Raw genomic sequence first — 16,333 nt, 5'->3', positions numbered from 1 at the left:
AGACTACACTCCATAGAATTAAATACTTACTTCTTTTGGTAATTTTTCTCCTATTATGATAATTTCTCCTTTTCTATTCGGAACATTTTCTGATACTTTTTGCCATTCCAATAGTCCTGATGCATATTGAAAGTGATACCATAATTGATCTTCACTATTTTTTATAGTGCCTTTAGCGCGCAGAAGTTTATCTTGATTGTTTTTTAAAAAATCTCTTAAATCCCTTTTGGTCATGGCAGTTGTTTGCACTAATTTTATCGCTTTAATATGATGGTGGTGATGAAATGAAATGGAATGTTCTTTATTGCTGTTTATTTGCTTTTTTTCTAAAAATTCTGTGACACCATTCCCATATTTACTATGTATCAACGGTGCATCTGCATTTATTTTTCTAATCCTTTTTTCTACTTTTTCGATTGCCTGTTTACTTGATAGTTGATCTATTTTATTTAAAACAAGCATTGTCCCATTTTCAATTTGTTCTTTCTGCAATTGTCTTACTTCTTTACTACTCGAAAAAACGCTTGTATATTCTATAAAGTGCAAACTATCAATCAAGCAAATACTTTCAGCAATATGAAAAACTTCTCTATAAGCCTTTTCATTAAATGTCTCCATTATTTCAGAAGGATTAGCTACACCTGTTCCTTCTAATAAAACGACTTCAATATTTTCCTTATATAAAGTCTCTGTTAAATCATCCAGGGTAGTTCTTAAATCATCTTTAATGGAGCAGCATACACACCCATTCAAAAGTTCATAGAGTGATTCATCATGAAATAGATGCCTTTCTATATTCGTTTCGCCAAGTTCATTCAAGATAATAGCATACTTCTTATTTTTCCCTTTAAAATACTCCATACATTTTAAAAGCGTTGTTGTTTTCCCACTGCCAAGAAATCCATTTATTAAATAAACGTTGATTTTTTTCATCATAAAACCTCCTGCTTATAGTGAAACGAACCATCAGTAAGTGGTGTCTTCCTCCACCCTGATGAATGGTTGAACCAATCGGACCTTTCAGGACAGTTGATCTTCCACTTATCTTCCTCCCATTCTCAATAGCAAAAGATGAAGGATTTACTGCCGTTTATGAGTGGGATAATGCTATCGCTACTTTATGCAAGAGGATATTTTATTATGACAAATTAATAGGTAAACTGATAAAGATTCCTTCTAAGCTGATCTGCCATTTCTGATAAATTTTTTGCCGAGCCTGAAATTTCTTCTATGGCAGCTAACTGTTCTTCTGTTAAAGATACAACTTCTTCAGACGATGTAGAATTTTCATATGCAATTTGTGCTAATTCGCCAGCTGTTACACTTACTTCTTTAAGCGTTTTAGCCATTTCATTTGATGTAGATGTAACACTTTGAATATGTGGTGTCATTTCATTCATACTAATAACTATTTCTTGAAACTTCGTATTTGATTCATCCGTTACTTTCATCCCTGTTTGTACAGCGTTAGACACCTCTGACATTCTATATACTGTATTTTCAGTCGTTTTTTGAACATCCTTAATCAGCTGAGAAATATTGCTTGCAAATTCACCTGACTGCTCAGCAAGTTTTCGAACTTCATTTGCCACAACTGCAAATCCTTTCCCTTTTTCCCCTGCTCTTGCTGCTTCTATTGCAGCATTTAAGGCTAACAGATTTGTTTGTTCTGAAATTGTCGTAATACTTTCCGTAATTTTTCCAATATGCTTTGACTGCTCCACTAATTCCTTAATCATTTTATTTGATTCTACTACAGCCTCATTTATCACATCCATTTGTGCTAGTGTTGCCTGAATAGCATTTCCACCTGTATAAGCTTTCGTCAATGTTTCAGTAGATAGTTCTGAAACATTCTTACTATATTCAACGATTTTGTTCGTACCATTTAAGATGGATTCAATATCATCTGCATTATGCTCTATTCCTTTTGTCTGTCTTTCAGCTCCACTAGCAACTTGCTGAATGGTATTCGTTACATGTTCTGATGCAATCGTTACTTCATTGGCGCTTGCTGTTAACTGTTCTGCACTTGCTGCAACACTCTCCGAACTATTTTCGATATTTCGGAGAAGTTTTTGTAAGTTATCCTGCATATATTGAAAAGCAGTCGATAATTCGCCAATTTCATCTTTTGTCTCCATATGAATTGTTTTTGTTAGATCGCCATTGCTTACCATTGTAGCGTGACTCTTTAATTTTTTTATTGGTTTAATAATAGAGCGAACGATTATGACCATCATTATTCCACCAACAATAAGGGAAACAGCTAATATTACTGTAATCGCATACAAAAGGCCTTTTGTATGATTTGCAATTTCTGATTTTTCCAGTGTCCCAGCTAACTTCCAGCCTGTAAGCTTATTTGTTTGATAGACCATTTTTCTATTAACCTTATCTACTATATAATCCAATGTTCCAGATTCTTTTTTGTAAAGGGTTTCATAAAATATTTCCTTTACAATGTCTCCTTGCTTTTCTTCAGGGTGAACAATGAAACGTTTTTTCTGGTCAAGCAGTATAACATAACCTTCTTTGCCAAACTTTATATCACTTGCTAGTTCTGCTAAATAATCTAGATTCATCGTAACTGCTATAACCCCTGCGTTGTCCGCAATTGTTTTGCCAATTGTAATCACCATTTTTTTAGAAACGGGAGATAAATATGGATCCATAATAACCACTTGTCCTCCTTGATTTACAGCGGATTTATACCAATCTCTTAATCTTGGATCCATCTGATCGTCCAATTCTTCTGTAGACTTCTGAATAAGTTTTCCATCATTTGTTGCAATATAAATGCTCGAAACCTCTGGATGAACTTTAATGTATTGCTCTATAGTGGTCTGCAGACTAGCTGGTTTTTTCTCCATTGCTTCTTTTGTTATCGTTTCTGACAGTGCAGAAACATCATATACTTTTTGTGACATTAAATTAGTTATAGATGTATCTAACACATTTAAATTAGTGCTTGCATTGTTTATAAAATCCTTTTCCATTTGATTATTTGCATATAGAAACGAAAATGCACCAATTAGGATACTTGGGATTAACAGCATTGCTAAAAAGGAAAAAACAAGCTTTTTCTTAATTGGTATTCCGATATTTTTTCGAAATGGAAATTTTCTCATACTAACCGCCCTCTCTTTGTATACGCATACATATAAACAAAAATAAATAGGTAAATCATTCCTCAGCTCTCTTATTTTACAATAGATAGGACATGATTCCTATGCCATAAGTCATATTTTCTACTTGTTACTCGTTAACAGTTTTTTCTTGCACAAATGTCAGGCTTATATTACAGTATAATTAAAATTTTTAAAATAAAGAGCAAGGAGAGATTTATGGAGAAACCGCCGATAAAAGTTGTGATAGGTGCAGGGGAATTTAGAAATAACCCTGGATGGATTCATACCCAAGAAGAAGAACTAAACCTTTTAGATGAATCAACCTGGCAACGTTTTGAACATTCATCCATTACGGCCATTTTAGCGGAACATGTATGGGAGCACTTAACCTTTGAACAAGGTGTTCAAGCTGCCTCCATTTGCTACCATTACTTAAAACATTCTGGTTATGTTCGTTGTGCAGTTCCAGATGGATTCTTCCCGGACGAGTCGTATCAGCAAATCGTGCAAATTGGTGGGCCAGGACCAAAGGAACATCCAGCAGCTAGCCATCAATTTGTCCATACCTATCATACATTGCGAAAAATGTTCGAACTAGCAGACTTTAAGGTTCACTTATTAGAGTATTGTGATGAAGACGGGATTTTTCACAAGAATGAGTGGTATGGAGAAGATGGTGTGATTTTCCGGTCAAAACAATTTGATCCAAGGAATCAAGGGGATAAATTAGCATTTCCCTCTCTCATTATAGATGCAGTGAAAAGATAAGAAAATTTACAATAATGACAGATAAAATACGCTTCCTTCCATCTTTTTGTCTAGTTTCTAGTTAATAGTGAGGAAGCATTTTTTTGAAAAAGCATATAAAAAGAACCACTAGGAAATTAGTGGTTGTCTTTGATTTAGATTTCTTTTAAGCTCGCTATATCTACTTCCGTCTGTTCTTCCATACCACCTACCAGATGAACAATTACAGTCGCATCTTCTTCTTTTATATCATCAATCCACACAGACACTCCGTTATACTGAACCTCTATTTCAGCTGATGAGGATAGTATTTGCTTCACTCTGTTAATATCCAAAATATCACCTACTTTCTTTGAAAGAACCTTCTTACATTCATATGTCATGAAGAAGATTGCGGTTCTAATTTTAATTAAAACCTTTTTTCATTATGTGAAAGTACTGACATTTTTATTCTGTTAATTTTGAATAGACCTAGTTGGCTTTTGAAATACTCTATTTTTTATAATGACTACCGTTCCTTTTCTCGATAACAATAAAACAAGTACTATCAGGAAGGCTAACTAACTTCTGCTCGATATCTGTCACTTTCACATCAGGCAAAAGATGCTCCTCATAGCCCTCTTGCAAGTAATGGCGAAACATCAGGATTTCGCCATTATTCCCGATCACATTTTGTATAGCCTCTTTATATTCACTTGGAGTAAAATAGCCAAACTGCTCTTGTACTTCATGGGGATAGGCTTCTTCTCCCCATGTATATGTATAGAGAAATTCCATTGCATCATTAACGAGGAGCTGAACAGTGTTTTCTTCTAATTGCTTGTATATGATATTTCTTCCTTTAAAATCCTTTACATATCGCTTAAAAAATTCGATGCCATCTGATTTTTTAAATTCTATTTGCCTTAATTCCTCTTTTGGCTCTGTCATAATCCCATCTCTGATAATGATTCTTCCGCCAGGCTTTAGCACATCGAATGCACTTTTAAGACTATGGATGATAACTTCTCGATTAAATTTTTTGCCATTATAGGGTATATAAGAATACATTTCATGGAGGATAGAAGAGTATATTATTGTATCTATACTATTAAGCTCAAACGATTCTTTTAATTGAAGCGCATCAGCTTGTTTCACCAACCAAGATTTCTTTTCTCTTCTTTTTCTTTTTTCTAATGCCTCGATAACATTTATTGAAATATCCATTCCGATAATTTCTGCATGTGGATGTTTTTCAGATAAAATATCTAACATTACCCCTCCGCCTGAACCTATGTCAAGCATTATATTACCAACTGCATAGTCAGCAATAAGCTTTTTATGATTTTCTGCATTGTTCATATCTGTAAGGTATTTTGTTTCATTTTGCAAGCGATCAAAACCATCTTTGCGAAAGCCAAAGAAATCATATAAAAGGATGATAGCACGTTCGTAAAGTGGCGATTTTTCTGCTTCTTGACAGAATTCAATTAATTTTTCGCCTGCCTTGGAATAAGTAAAAGTTACACAAATATTTTCATTTACAGTATTAAGTGGAATAATCGTTAATTCAACATGAGCATTTATACTCTGTCTTCCGACAATTAAATCTTCTAAAGTATATTCTTTCAAATATGCCTCAATAATCCTCTTTTTATATAAATTAACAGTCTTTTTCCCTTTATAATCATAATAAATATTCTTCATAAAGGGTTCAAAGCTGATTTGTTTTATTGTTAATGGATTGGCTTTTTGATAAATGAGTAAGAAGATTTTTAAAAATTCTTCGAAAGCGAAATCATGAAGTGCAGACTCTACATACCACATATCTGTTTTATTAAAAAAAATTTGAAATAGCTCTTTAAGCTTCAGACTTGAGAACAATTGATCATACACTTGATCAAAGTTTTCTCCACGTTTTATTGCCGAATTTCTTAGTCTCTTTATTCTCTCCTTTAAAGAAAGCTCTTTTTCTCTTATGCCTCCTATAATAGAACGAATAACATCTTTAACTTCTTGATGAACATCACTCCAGATTTGTGGAGAAACTGCTTCAATTATACATTGATTTAACACATACAAAAGATTAAAAAATTCCGTCGAATTTACTTTATTGTATTTATAGATATAGACAATTAAAGGTTTTAATTGGCAATAACGGACTTCTCCTCTAATAAATTGGCCAATAAGTCCGTGGGTATAAATAAGTGTAAAAATAAGTTCTTCTTTTTCCAGATCTCTTTCCTGTATTGACAGTTTCATTTTTTCCTCTGCGTAAATTTGTGCAGACCCTATATTATGTATCCCTAATTGAAATCCAAGTCGACTCCATTCTCTCCTTTTGGAGGGGGAACCACATTTAGCCACATCACTCCAAACCAAAACTTCTTCAAGGATTTGTTTCTCCCTCGTATGTACAAGTGTACTGTTGTCTAAAATCACTAACGCTCTTTCAATATAGGACAATACTGGATGACTATCTATTTCTGACAGGGAATGGACTTGTTCGAGGTTAACATTCTTTTCCTTTGTAATATATAGATATTGCAGCCATCTATGGTTACGAAGTTCCTCTTTATCTCCCTTTTTTACTTTATGAATGGATAGTAACGATTCAAGCATGGAAATCACTCCTATTGACGAATCTTTTTTCAAAACAACTTCAATTTACCTTTTAACAAAACGAAGAACAGCATTTTTAAATAGTTCTTGATTTTCAATATAAGCATGATGACCACCATCTATAACATAAATTTCTGCTTCTTTACAGTTAAAAGATAAATGATGATTTGGTCCCACCGCATCGTCGGACTCCCCTGCAATGATTAATATCGACTTTTGAATATCTCTTGTTACATTAGTAAAATCTTGAAAATATTCCTTGGTTGAAAAAATATATTTTTGGAAAAAAGGATTTAAGATCCTATTTCGTTATTTATTAACTTGGCTCTGTTAAAGTTTAATGTTGATATTTCTTATAAAACGAAACCTCCTAATTTACGGAAGTTCCATTTTATAATATTTGCTTATTCAACTAACGTCCCCGATAGTTTAAGTGAAATCGTTCACAAATTTATTCTTTAATGACATAAAAAAGAGACCCAAGTCATTCCCCTAGTTTAAATACCTTATCTCAAAAACTTTATTAATAAAAAAATATTTAACGGTTTGTGTTTTATATACGAACATAAGTACTTGAATTTTAATAATTAGTCAGCTATACTGATTATTAGTAAATCTGATTAATTTAGGAGGTGAATATTACACTTGGAAAAATGGAATCAATCATATGGTTTTTTGTTAGGAAAAGTTCTTCAACAAATGGAAACCAAGTTTGCTGAAGGACTGACTCCTTATAAAATTAATGCTAGACAATATGGAGTCCTTTTATTTATTAGTGGGAACCCTTATTGTTCACAAAAGGATATTTCCGAAAATCTACAAATTGATCGGACGACTATGGTTAGCCATATCGATCACCTAGAAACTTTAGAATTTGTAGAGAGAACTAGAAATCCTAATGATAGAAGATCATATAGTCTTTTAATCACATCAAAAGGGACTCAAGTTTTAGATTCACGTTGGGAATTTCTAATTGAAACGGAATTAGAGGTACTCACCCCTTTAAACCATCAAGAAAAACAATTGCTGAAGGAGTTTCTTGTGAAAATTTGGTATACATTATAAAACTGGAGGTAACTATTAAATGAATGCACTTGATTATTTTAATGCACGTCTGGAAGCAACTATTAGTCCTATGGATTATTTAAGATTGGCACAAGTCAATCCAGAAAAATATTTTCTAATTGATGTAAGAAACGGTCCTGAACATGTAAGAATTCTAACAATTAAAGATGCTAACATCATTCCTCAACAAGAGTTGCAAGAACGATTACATGAGATTCCTAAAGAAAAAGAAATTGTAGTTTACTGTTGGGATGTTTGGTGTAATACAGCAGCTAAAGTAGCAGCTTTTTTGCTAGAACGTGGCTATAAAGTAAAAGAGTTGACTGGCGGGATAGCTGCATGGAAAGAAATGAATTTTCCTGTATCAGATGTTGCTCAAGATGCTAATCTATCAGATAATTGTGGATGCTAACTCTAATGCATACTAAAAAACGGTTTTGGATTGGAATTGCTTCACGAGATCATGTTTTAAATGCAGTACAAGGCGGATTTGCTCAGCTTTGCCATGGCAAACTGGCGCCTTTAAGAAATATGAGCACTGGTGATTGGATTATTTATTACTCTCCTAAGATTAATTTTAAAGAGAGTGCTCCTCATCAAAAGTTTACTGCTATTGGAAGAATTATTGATGAGGATGTTTATCAGGTAAATATGGGGAATGATTTTGTACCTTTTCGAAGAAATATTGATTTTTTCCCTAGCATTGAAACACCCATTAAACCATTAATCCCAAACTGTCATTTATTAAAAATACAAAATACTGGGGTCATTCCTTTCGATATGGTCATATAGAAATAAGCGAAAAAGACTTTAAACTAATAGCAGAAAAAATGGTTAATAAAAAAGGAGATAGAACTCATTAAACTGGCTCCTATGTCAAGGACACAATAAAAAAAGAGACTAAGCAATTAAAAGGTGATTCGTATATTGAATAGGGGTCATCTTTTTTAAATTCCATTGATATCGATAATTGTTATAGTAAACCATGTAATGTAATGATTTATTTTTCCCTTTAGTTCTTTTATGGTTTGACAAGATTGATAGTCTACCTCATCTTTTAAATGTCCAAAGAATGACTCTTGGGGGCATTGTCCCAAAAGTTTCCTCCTAGACATAGATTGTCCTAGTCCATATTTTTTTAATAAAATTTAATATTTTGGACTTGTGTAATGGCTACCTTGGTCTGAGTGAATAAATGCATCTTCATGTAGAGTAACTTTCTAGTTGTTCATTAATTTATGGATGGTCTTGGTAGCGATATCAAGAGTGATACGATCAGAAACATGGTAAGCTAGTATCTCGTTGGTGGATGCATCTTTTATGGTCGACAAATAAGCCATATAGTTACCACTATATGGAAAATAAGTAATGTCCGTTAATAACACTTTTCCAGGAACACCTTGTTTAAATTCTCTGTTTAACATGTTTGAAACAACCTGTTGTTCCTTTGTTGCTTTTGCGATTTTTTTTAAGGATTTGGCCCTCTATGAAGGCAGACTATTCCGTATTTCCTCATTAATCTTTGTATCTTTTTTCGACTAAAGCTAATGTTATATTTATTCTCCAATATCATTTTAATGGACCGGGAACCTTTCTTATATCCCCGTCGATTAAAGGCTTTTAGTATGACTTCTTTCGCTTCCAAGTCCAATTGTTCTCTCGCTTCTCGGATAGTATATGCTTGAAGGAAGCTGTAGTATCCAGAACGAGAAACCTCTAAAAGATCGCAAAAATACTTGGTCATACGCTTAAATCCATTTTGTTTAATGGTCTCAGAAATTAATTGATTTACTCTACTTGGTTCTAGGTTTTTTGTTTCGTTTAGCAGCCTCCTTTCTGTCACTTCTAGCTTTTTTAATAACTCTACCTGTCCCTCCAATAGCTTAATTTTAGCTTCTTGCCTTTCAATCACTTCAGATGGCGTAAGTTCTCGCTTTAATTGTCTACCAGAACCGGCTTTTCTTGAGTCTGTGAGTGCGATTAACTCATCCTTTTCATAGGCTTTCTTCCACCTGTATGCGGATTGTTCAATTCGCTTCATTCCTATTGCGTCCACATCAAAGTCGTTAGCCATGAAGATTTGTCGAGGAAGTTTTCCACCTAGATACTCATCCATAAATCTATTTTTAAATAAATCCGTATAGGTAATAGCTCGCTCGCTGAAACTTTGTACATTTGGATTCCTTTTAAGCATTTTTATCTCTTTAGTTGAAAAAGTAATTTTGTGTGCTAAAATTCCGTTATGCTAGCTGTGTTCGCATCCTTTGATTTAATAATTCTTTGACCGTTTGTACAGTATCTTCTACAAACTCATCGCCTTCATTTGCCTTAAGATATATAAACTCGTGGTCATCAGAAATCGTATGGTTTTGATAAAAATTAGTGATATTTCTAATCTGTTTAAGTGTTTGACCCTGCGGAAAGAAATCTAGGTACTCTGGAAAATCATTGATGTGTTGAAACTTAGTCCAAAAAATATTATCTTTATGATTTTTAAGATATAAAAAATCTAAACCATACCAGTCTCGCTTAACAAGAGGAGTGTATTCAGGGGTGTTTAATATTTCTTCGAACACTTTTTCTTTTTTCTTTTGGTCAGTGAATGCAATCCACTTCTCATCAGTCACCAAATGGATATAGTATCCAAGATAATAGGAGAATTCACTAAGCGAACTTTCTTTTTCATCACAGAGATATTGTTGGTAAAAAGAATCAGAGTTGATTTTCCCTTCAATCTCGAAATGAGTAGTTTCTTTTGGAGGTGTGGGTTTACCATCCTCTCCGATTAGTCCACAATCTGGTCCAATATTACCAACCAAAAATTCAATTTTGGATACAGGAAGTTCTGTTTTTAATAATTCTTCAGTAATCCTAAAGTGAGTAACCCAAGTAGCCAAATTTTTCACTCCTTAAATGTTTATGTATTTTTACATTGAGAAGGATTTCGGCAACAATGCTTATAACCCTTTTTTTGCATTTTGTACTAATTGCTTGTTAAACTAGCCTGCCGTTAGCTGCATAATCATCTCTTTAATATAATACCATAAAAAGTAAATTGTTCCTTGTTATAATTAAAAGCAACAATCTTTACGAAAAGAGCCTTAGAAAAATAGCCAAAGCTATTAGCGTTTTTCATAGCGTTTATTCACTCCTTCTACTTTTACTCTTCGATAATCTAGTAGAATTTCCTTCTTCCTTTCAATCATCGTGAAAAGTCAATTATATAATGAAGTTTAGAAGTAAAACGGAGGGATCTAGAGATTGACTTTTTTATTATGAAGCTATTTTTCTCGATATTTCCCAAACGCAAAAAGGCGGAATTTGCCCCAATATGGACAAATTCCGCCTTTTGCTTTTTTGATTGCTGTGTATAGGACTCATTATGTTAACAGAGATTAGGGGGCGTTCTGAAATAGAACAGGGGTACATTTCAATTTATAGTTAACATAAATAATACTCATTATGTTAACTATAAATTATAATAAATATTTCTTATTCTAATGGAATTTCATTTTTTAAAGACTCATTAAATTGTTTTATTAATTCAGCTTTTTCCTGTTCACTTTTAATTAAAATATCTCCATAAATAGGTACAAGAGTGTGAAACTTTTTTTCTTCATTATATTTTGTTACAAATAAATACTCTTTACCTTCTTCTAAAAGATTATCTCCCTCAACTAAAACTAACTCTTCTTCCATATATCCACCTTGTTGATTTACTATTATTTCTTGTTTAAGAGTCCCTTTTATATTTTTAATCACTTTCACATTAAATTGAGTTTCTGGTAATAAATCAATTATTTCAGATCCTTCTTCAGAAATTACTTTTCCTATGAAAACATTTTGAGAAAAGCCAACTAATTCTCTTTTATCTTCAGGATTAAAAGCATAACTATAACTAATAGTATTACCCACTAAATTTTCAGATTTCGTAGAATTATTATTAATATAATTAATACCAATAAATGAGAAAAAAACTAAACATAAAACTAATGGAGATAAAATATACCCCAAACGTTTCCGTTTCTTTTTTTATTTTCTATTATAGATTGAATATTTATTTTACTAGGAAAAGAGTTTTGTTCAGCTATTTCAAGTAATGTTTTTTTTACCTTTTCTTTCATCAGGAAAAACCTCCTTATTTTCTAATAAACTTTTTAACCTTTGCTTTGAATAATATAATCTAGATTTTATGGTACCTTCTTTTATATTTAATAATTGCGAAATTTCCTTTATTGATAAGTCTTGAAAATAAAATAAAATTACAATAATTTGATGCTTAAAATCCAATTTTTCTATAGCTTTCATAATTATCTCAGATTCTTCTTTTTGTAAATATATTGATTCTGGAATTATTGTCGTTTCTTTAAAGTTATAATCCATAAAATTCATAAAGAAAAATCGTTTCCTCTGTAATTTTAAAGTCGTATTAATTAAAATTTTATTAAACCAAGTTTTAAATAAAGCCTTTTGAGGATTATATTTTTTTAAAGATTTAAAAGTTGCAAATAAAGCTTCTTGTACAGCATCTTCAGCAAGTGAATAATCTTTCAAAAGTAAAAAAGCAGTCTGATAAGATATTTTTAGATAAGGTTCTAATAAAACATTGAATTTTTCAATATCTCCTAATAATATTTTCTCAATTATTTCTTGTTCTTTATTCACATAACTAACCTCCTTCTATATTTTATTACCAATAAAGAAACAAAGGTTCAAAAAATGCGGAAAATCCACATGTTTTTTGAACCCATTATTTTTTACTTTAATTCAGTTGGTACGATTTCTTCATCTAAAGCATCATTAAAATTTTCAACTAAATCATCTTGTATTGATTCTGTCTCAGCGGTAAGATTTCCATATGCAGGAATTAAAGTATACCAATTCTCTGATTCTAAATATCTTGTAGAAAATAGATAAGTATTTCCTTCTACAAGTAACTCATCACCTTCAAATAAAACCAATTCTTTTTGTCCATCTTCATACTCTAAATAACCACCTTGTTGATTAACTGTAACTATTCCAGATAAATCACCTTTAATATTTTCAATTATTTCCACTGAATACTGTGTTTCAGGAAGATATTCTTCAATAGATTTAGTTCCTGTTTGTTTAATGACTTTCCCAAGAAAAACATTATCAGAAACACCAACTAATTTTTTATCATCTGTTACATCTGTAATAAAATCAGGATGAAGTATAACTTCTTCTACCTTACTTTTGTTTGGATTAGAATTACTAGCTTCAATTTTATCTGTTTGATTATATGCTGAAACTCCAAAAGAAGTAACTGTAATTATTGAAATAAGACCAAAAGTTAAAATTATTCTTTTCATTTTTAAATTCCCCCTTTTTAATATCCCCATAAAGAATGATAATCGCTTTTATCATGAGCACCTAAAGAAGTTTTAGTTGTAGCAGCATAATACATGATTTCTCCAGAATAACTATGAGCTAAACCAAGAGCGTGACCTAATTCATGAGTAAAAACATTTTGTTTTTTTGCAGCAGTATAACCACTTAAATAATGTTTATTAAGACGAATTATATCTGCTCCTGTGACTCTTTGATATTGCCCAGCCCAAGTAACATCACTTCGAGTAACATCTACAAAAGATATATCTTCTACAGTGCTAGCTGTATCACCAAGAATTTTAATTGGTGTAATCCCATTCCAAGTTTTTATTGCAGCATTACGTGCTGTCGTATAAGATGTTGATCCTTTAGCTGTTCCCCAACGAATTTCTTTACCATCAACTGAAGAATAACCTAAAAAATGAGCAGACGCTTTAACTGGTGTAAAAACAAATCCAAAAATTAATGCCAACGCGAATAACCCTAATACACTTTTGCTAAACATTTTTTGAATCATTTTACAACCCCACTTTCAATTTGATTGGTTTTTTTCTCTACCTATATTCTTCAAAAAATACATAAATCCTCCAATTTAATATCTTTTTTTACAAAATATTTTTAATATAAAAAATAAAGTGAAAAATAACGAAAAAAATAAATATTTCTGTTCTTACTTTAAAATTTCCGGTTGCTATGGCGAAACGTAATTAATTTAATACAAAAATAGGAAGACAAAAAAACTCCAACATAAAATGGTACCTGTAGTTAGGACACTTGAAAAAGAGTGTTTTATCTACAGGTATTTTTTATATACTTAAATTACTAAAAAGGAATTAGGGGACAACATGAGTAAGATAACATTTTCAACTAAAGAGATAAAAATGCTTAAAAGGAATCCAAATGTACAAAGTGTCAGCGAGCGAGCTATTACCTATACAGATTCATTTAAAAATAGATTTATGGATGAGTATCTAGGTGGAAAACTTCCTCGACAAATCTTCATGGATAACGGCTTTGATGTGGACGTTATAGGAATAAAGCGAATTGAACAATCCGCATACAGGTGGAAGAAAGCCTATAAAAAGGATGGGTTAATCGGACTCACAGACTCAAGAAAATCCGGTTCTGGTAGACCATTAAAGCGAGAACTTACACCGTCTGAAGTGATTGAAAGGCAAGAAGCTAGAATTAAGCTATTGGAGGGACAAGTAGAGTTATTAAAAAAGCTAGAAGTGACAGAAAGGAGGCTGCTAAACGAAAACCTAGAATCAAGTAGAGTATATCAATTAATTTCTGAGACCATTGAACAAAGTGGATTTAAGCGTATGACCAAGTATTTTTGCGATTTTTTAGAAGTTTCCCGTTCTGGATACTATAGCTTCCTTCAAGCATATACTATCCGAGAGGCGAGAGAACAATTGGACTTGAAAGCGAAAGAAGTCATACTAAAAGCCTTTAATCGACGGGGATATAAGAAAGGTTCCCGGTCCATAAAAATGATCTTGGAGAATGAATATAACATTATATTTAGTCGCAAAAAGATACAAAGAATCATGAAGAAATATGGAATAGTCTGTCCTCATAGGAAAGCAAATCCTTATAAAAAAATCGCTAAAGCTACAAAGGAGCATCAAGTCGTACCAAACAAGCTAAACAGAGAGTTTAAGCAGGGTATACCGGTGTTTGTCAACATAGTTGTCGCATTTAGTTACTTTAGTGTTGTGTTCAGTCAAGGCTACCGCGCTACGCTTGCTGGCCTGATGATTTGAATGGAAAGGAAATCCATTCTTTCCATTCAAATCATCAGGGAATAAAGTGTATTAAGGCGGACTCAACGTTACCTTTTTCCCTCATCACGCATTGGATTAAGTGCTACTTTTTCAATAGGTGTCCAATTTCTTAGACTCCTCGCCCAGCGTTCTGGATGCTTCGCTTTTGCGGCTTCATATACGTCTTTTCTCTTTGTCAATATGGTTACGTGTTCTCCGGCATGACACTGTGCCGGTGTTACATAATTCAGCCCACTATGCAGATGAATATGATTATACCAATGGACAAATTGGTGTGCCCATTGTCTGGCTTCTTCAAGTGAGGTAAAGCCCTTATGCGGATAATCAGGGCGGTATTTAAGTGTTCGAAACATGGCTTCTGAATAAGGATTATCATTGCTTACACGTGGTCTTGAAAAGGAACTTTGGATCCCCAACTTCTCAAGTAAACTTAAAAAGGTCTCAGCTTTCATCGGACTCCCATTGTCTGAATGCAACACCAGTGGTGCCCCTTGGATTTTCTCATTAATGACTGCTTTTTTTACAAGTGATTCAGCGTGTGTCGCTTCTTCCTTTTCCCATACTTCCCACCCAACTGCTTTTCTACTAAATAGATCGAGTATTAAATAGAGGCGATAATACAAGCCTTTCACAGGTCCACCAAGCCACGTAATATCCCATGTCCACACCTGATTTGGCGATGTGGCCAGATGACTCTCGGGGATTCTTCGTGTTGGCTTTTGACTACGTCCACGGTGGTGTTGCATCTTTCCTTCACGTAAAACACGGTAAAACGTAGATTCTGACGCAATATATGTTCCTTTATCCGCAAGCTTTGGGACAATTTGTGTCGGCGGTAAGTCGGCATATTCTTCTTGTGTAACAACCTCGAGTATTTCCTTTTTCTCTTCCTCGGACAACTTATTTTTTGGAACAGGTCTTTTCGCAAAGGGACGCTGATCGACCTTAACCTTACCATCTGCCACCCAGCGCTCGTAGGTTCGTACACTAATATAAAGTTCCTCACAAGCCTTCGCTAACCGCGCACCATTTTGATTGGCTTCTTGGATGAGTTCTACAGCTAATGCGCGATTTGATGGGCTAATCATTCTTCCTCGTCGTCCCCCCAAATCGCTTGGGCCTTTTTTCTAAGTAATAATAACGCCGCAGCTTCCGCTAATGCTTTCTCCTTCTTTTGAAGATCTTTTTCTAACTGTTTTGCCCGTTTCTGTTCTTCCTTTAACGCACCAGATAACTGCTTTGATTGATCAAATACTTGTCCGTTTGCCTGGAGACAAACAGATCGCCATAATTCAATCTGTTCACGGTACAAACCCTTTTTACGACAGTATTCAGCCAATTCCGTTTCGTTCATCGCAAAGGTCTCCATCACGATTAAAAACTTATCTTGACTGGTCCATTTGTCACTTGTTTGTCCATTGCCAGGCGTTGCCACACCAGCTTCACGTGCAGCCTTACGCCACTTGTACAACGTTGGTTCTGTGATGCCTTCTTCCTTCGAGATAGTAGCCACTGATTCGTTATGTGGTGGCATCATTCGTTTAACAATTGCCTCTTTTTGTTCCTTCGAGTATCGTACTCCATTTTTTCTTTCATATCGATCGACCTCCGTGTTATTTACTTAAAGTATAACACTAAAGTATCGTA

16 protein-coding genes and 1 pseudogene are annotated in these 16,333 nt (G+C 33.4%); 5 read left to right on the top strand and 12 right to left on the bottom strand.

Annotation, left to right across the window (positions count from 1 at the left end):
• Positions 1-18 precede the first annotated feature (18 nt).
• Complete coding sequence (locus tag ACWNMZ_RS15075) at positions 19-933, bottom strand: CobW family GTP-binding protein (RefSeq protein ID WP_251630046.1); 915 nt, start codon at positions 931-933, stop codon at positions 19-21.
• Between the two features lie 215 nt (positions 934-1,148).
• Positions 1,149-3,131 (bottom strand): methyl-accepting chemotaxis protein, encoded by a 1,983-nt coding sequence (locus ACWNMZ_RS15070; protein ID WP_235252266.1) that lies wholly within the window; start codon positions 3,129-3,131, stop codon positions 1,149-1,151.
• Positions 3,132-3,347: 216 nt separating this feature from the next.
• Here ACWNMZ_RS15070 and ACWNMZ_RS15065 point away from each other — a divergent pair, with 216 nt between their 5' ends.
• Positions 3,348-3,899, top strand: coding sequence for a class I SAM-dependent methyltransferase (locus ACWNMZ_RS15065; protein WP_031536740.1), 552 nt, complete (start codon positions 3,348-3,350; stop codon positions 3,897-3,899).
• A gap of 134 nt (positions 3,900-4,033) precedes the next feature.
• Here ACWNMZ_RS15065 and ACWNMZ_RS15060 read toward each other — a convergent pair whose 3' ends face one another.
• The 3 genes from ACWNMZ_RS15060 to ACWNMZ_RS15050 all read right to left on the bottom strand — a co-directional run bounded on the left by ACWNMZ_RS15060 (position 4,034) and on the right by ACWNMZ_RS15050 (position 6,656).
• Positions 4,034-4,261 (bottom strand): H-type small acid-soluble spore protein, encoded by a 228-nt coding sequence (locus ACWNMZ_RS15060; RefSeq protein ID WP_396953907.1) that lies wholly within the window; start codon positions 4,259-4,261, stop codon positions 4,034-4,036.
• 109 nt (positions 4,262-4,370) lie between these two features.
• Positions 4,371-6,479, bottom strand: a complete 2,109-nt coding sequence (locus ACWNMZ_RS15055) for a class I SAM-dependent methyltransferase (RefSeq protein WP_235252267.1) — start codon at positions 6,477-6,479, stop codon at positions 4,371-4,373.
• A 45-nt stretch (positions 6,480-6,524) separates the two neighbouring features.
• On the bottom strand, positions 6,525-6,656 hold the full coding sequence (locus ACWNMZ_RS15050; RefSeq protein WP_269320377.1) for a hypothetical protein: 132 nt from the start codon (positions 6,654-6,656) through the stop codon (positions 6,525-6,527).
• Positions 6,657-7,124: 468 nt separating this feature from the next.
• On the opposite strand from ACWNMZ_RS15050, the gene ACWNMZ_RS15045 reads away from it, so the two are divergent.
• Genes ACWNMZ_RS15045 through ACWNMZ_RS15035 form a run of 3 tightly spaced genes read left to right on the top strand, consistent with a single transcriptional unit; the run spans position 7,125 to position 8,336 of the window.
• On the top strand, positions 7,125-7,544 hold the full coding sequence (locus ACWNMZ_RS15045; protein ID WP_031536737.1) for a MarR family winged helix-turn-helix transcriptional regulator: 420 nt from the start codon (positions 7,125-7,127) through the stop codon (positions 7,542-7,544).
• A gap of 19 nt (positions 7,545-7,563) precedes the next feature.
• Complete coding sequence (locus ACWNMZ_RS15040) at positions 7,564-7,956, top strand: rhodanese-like domain-containing protein (RefSeq protein ID WP_031536736.1); 393 nt, start codon at positions 7,564-7,566, stop codon at positions 7,954-7,956.
• A gap of 5 nt (positions 7,957-7,961) precedes the next feature.
• Positions 7,962-8,336, top strand: a complete 375-nt coding sequence (locus tag ACWNMZ_RS15035; protein ID WP_251630047.1) for an EVE domain-containing protein — start codon at positions 7,962-7,964, stop codon at positions 8,334-8,336.
• 108 nt (positions 8,337-8,444) lie between these two features.
• Here ACWNMZ_RS15035 and ACWNMZ_RS15030 read toward each other — a convergent pair.
• The 6 genes and pseudogenes from ACWNMZ_RS15030 to ACWNMZ_RS15005 form a co-directional block, all read right to left on the bottom strand.
• Positions 8,445-9,738 (bottom strand): annotated as a pseudogene (locus ACWNMZ_RS15030) (IS3 family transposase).
• Positions 9,739-9,784: 46 nt separating this feature from the next.
• Positions 9,785-10,450, bottom strand: a complete 666-nt coding sequence (locus ACWNMZ_RS15025) for a zinc dependent phospholipase C family protein (RefSeq protein ID WP_449598672.1) — start codon at positions 10,448-10,450, stop codon at positions 9,785-9,787.
• A gap of 586 nt (positions 10,451-11,036) precedes the next feature.
• Positions 11,037-11,558 carry a hypothetical protein gene (locus ACWNMZ_RS15020; RefSeq protein ID WP_449598671.1) on the bottom strand — a complete coding sequence of 174 codons (522 nt, stop codon included), beginning with the start codon at positions 11,556-11,558 and terminating at the stop codon, positions 11,037-11,039.
• 78 nt (positions 11,559-11,636) lie between these two features.
• Positions 11,637-12,209, bottom strand: coding sequence for an RNA polymerase sigma factor (locus ACWNMZ_RS15015; protein WP_048718545.1), 573 nt, complete (start codon positions 12,207-12,209; stop codon positions 11,637-11,639).
• A 92-nt stretch (positions 12,210-12,301) separates the two neighbouring features.
• Complete coding sequence (locus ACWNMZ_RS15010; RefSeq protein ID WP_048718544.1) at positions 12,302-12,877, bottom strand: hypothetical protein; 576 nt, start codon at positions 12,875-12,877, stop codon at positions 12,302-12,304.
• Positions 12,878-12,894: 17 nt separating this feature from the next.
• Positions 12,895-13,413: a matrixin family metalloprotease gene (locus tag ACWNMZ_RS15005; RefSeq protein WP_048718542.1), complete on the bottom strand. Its 519-nt coding sequence runs from the start codon at positions 13,411-13,413 to the stop codon at positions 12,895-12,897.
• Positions 13,414-13,741: 328 nt separating this feature from the next.
• Here ACWNMZ_RS15005 and ACWNMZ_RS15000 point away from each other — a divergent pair, with 328 nt between their 5' ends.
• Positions 13,742-14,665: an IS3 family transposase gene (locus tag ACWNMZ_RS15000; protein WP_251630048.1), complete on the top strand. Its 924-nt coding sequence runs from the start codon at positions 13,742-13,744 to the stop codon at positions 14,663-14,665.
• A gap of 68 nt (positions 14,666-14,733) precedes the next feature.
• On the opposite strand, the gene ACWNMZ_RS14995 is transcribed toward ACWNMZ_RS15000, so the two are convergent.
• Positions 14,734-16,223, bottom strand: a protein-coding gene (locus ACWNMZ_RS14995; RefSeq protein ID WP_239687095.1) for an IS3 family transposase whose coding sequence is annotated in 2 segments (ribosomal slippage) — positions 14,734-15,806 and positions 15,806-16,223 — 1,491 coding nt in all. Because the reading frame shifts where the segments join, the coding sequence is not laid out codon by codon here.
• Positions 16,224-16,333: the final 110 nt, after the last annotated feature.

It is taken from the genome of Niallia sp. Marseille-Q9988 (assembly GCF_976954375.1).
This window is presented reverse-complemented; position numbering and strand designations above follow the sequence as displayed.

Coding starts and splice junctions, on each gene's coding strand:
- ACWNMZ_RS15075 (WP_251630046.1), bottom strand. CDS start 933: ATGAAAAAAATCAACGTTTATTTAATAAATGGATTTCTTGGCAGTGGG.
- ACWNMZ_RS15070 (WP_235252266.1), bottom strand. CDS start 3,131: ATGAGAAAATTTCCATTTCGAAAAAATATCGGAATACCAATTAAGAAA.
- ACWNMZ_RS15065 (WP_031536740.1), top strand. CDS start 3,348: ATGGAGAAACCGCCGATAAAAGTTGTGATAGGTGCAGGGGAATTTAGA.
- ACWNMZ_RS15060 (WP_396953907.1), bottom strand. CDS start 4,261: ATGACATATGAATGTAAGAAGGTTCTTTCAAAGAAAGTAGGTGATATT.
- ACWNMZ_RS15055 (WP_235252267.1), bottom strand. CDS start 6,479: ATGCTTGAATCGTTACTATCCATTCATAAAGTAAAAAAGGGAGATAAA.
- ACWNMZ_RS15040 (WP_031536736.1), top strand. CDS start 7,564: ATGAATGCACTTGATTATTTTAATGCACGTCTGGAAGCAACTATTAGT.
- ACWNMZ_RS15035 (WP_251630047.1), top strand. CDS start 7,962: ATGCATACTAAAAAACGGTTTTGGATTGGAATTGCTTCACGAGATCAT.
- ACWNMZ_RS15010 (WP_048718544.1), bottom strand. CDS start 12,877: ATGAAAAGAATAATTTTAACTTTTGGTCTTATTTCAATAATTACAGTT.
- ACWNMZ_RS15005 (WP_048718542.1), bottom strand. CDS start 13,413: ATGATTCAAAAAATGTTTAGCAAAAGTGTATTAGGGTTATTCGCGTTG.
- ACWNMZ_RS15000 (WP_251630048.1), top strand. CDS start 13,742: ATGAGTAAGATAACATTTTCAACTAAAGAGATAAAAATGCTTAAAAGG.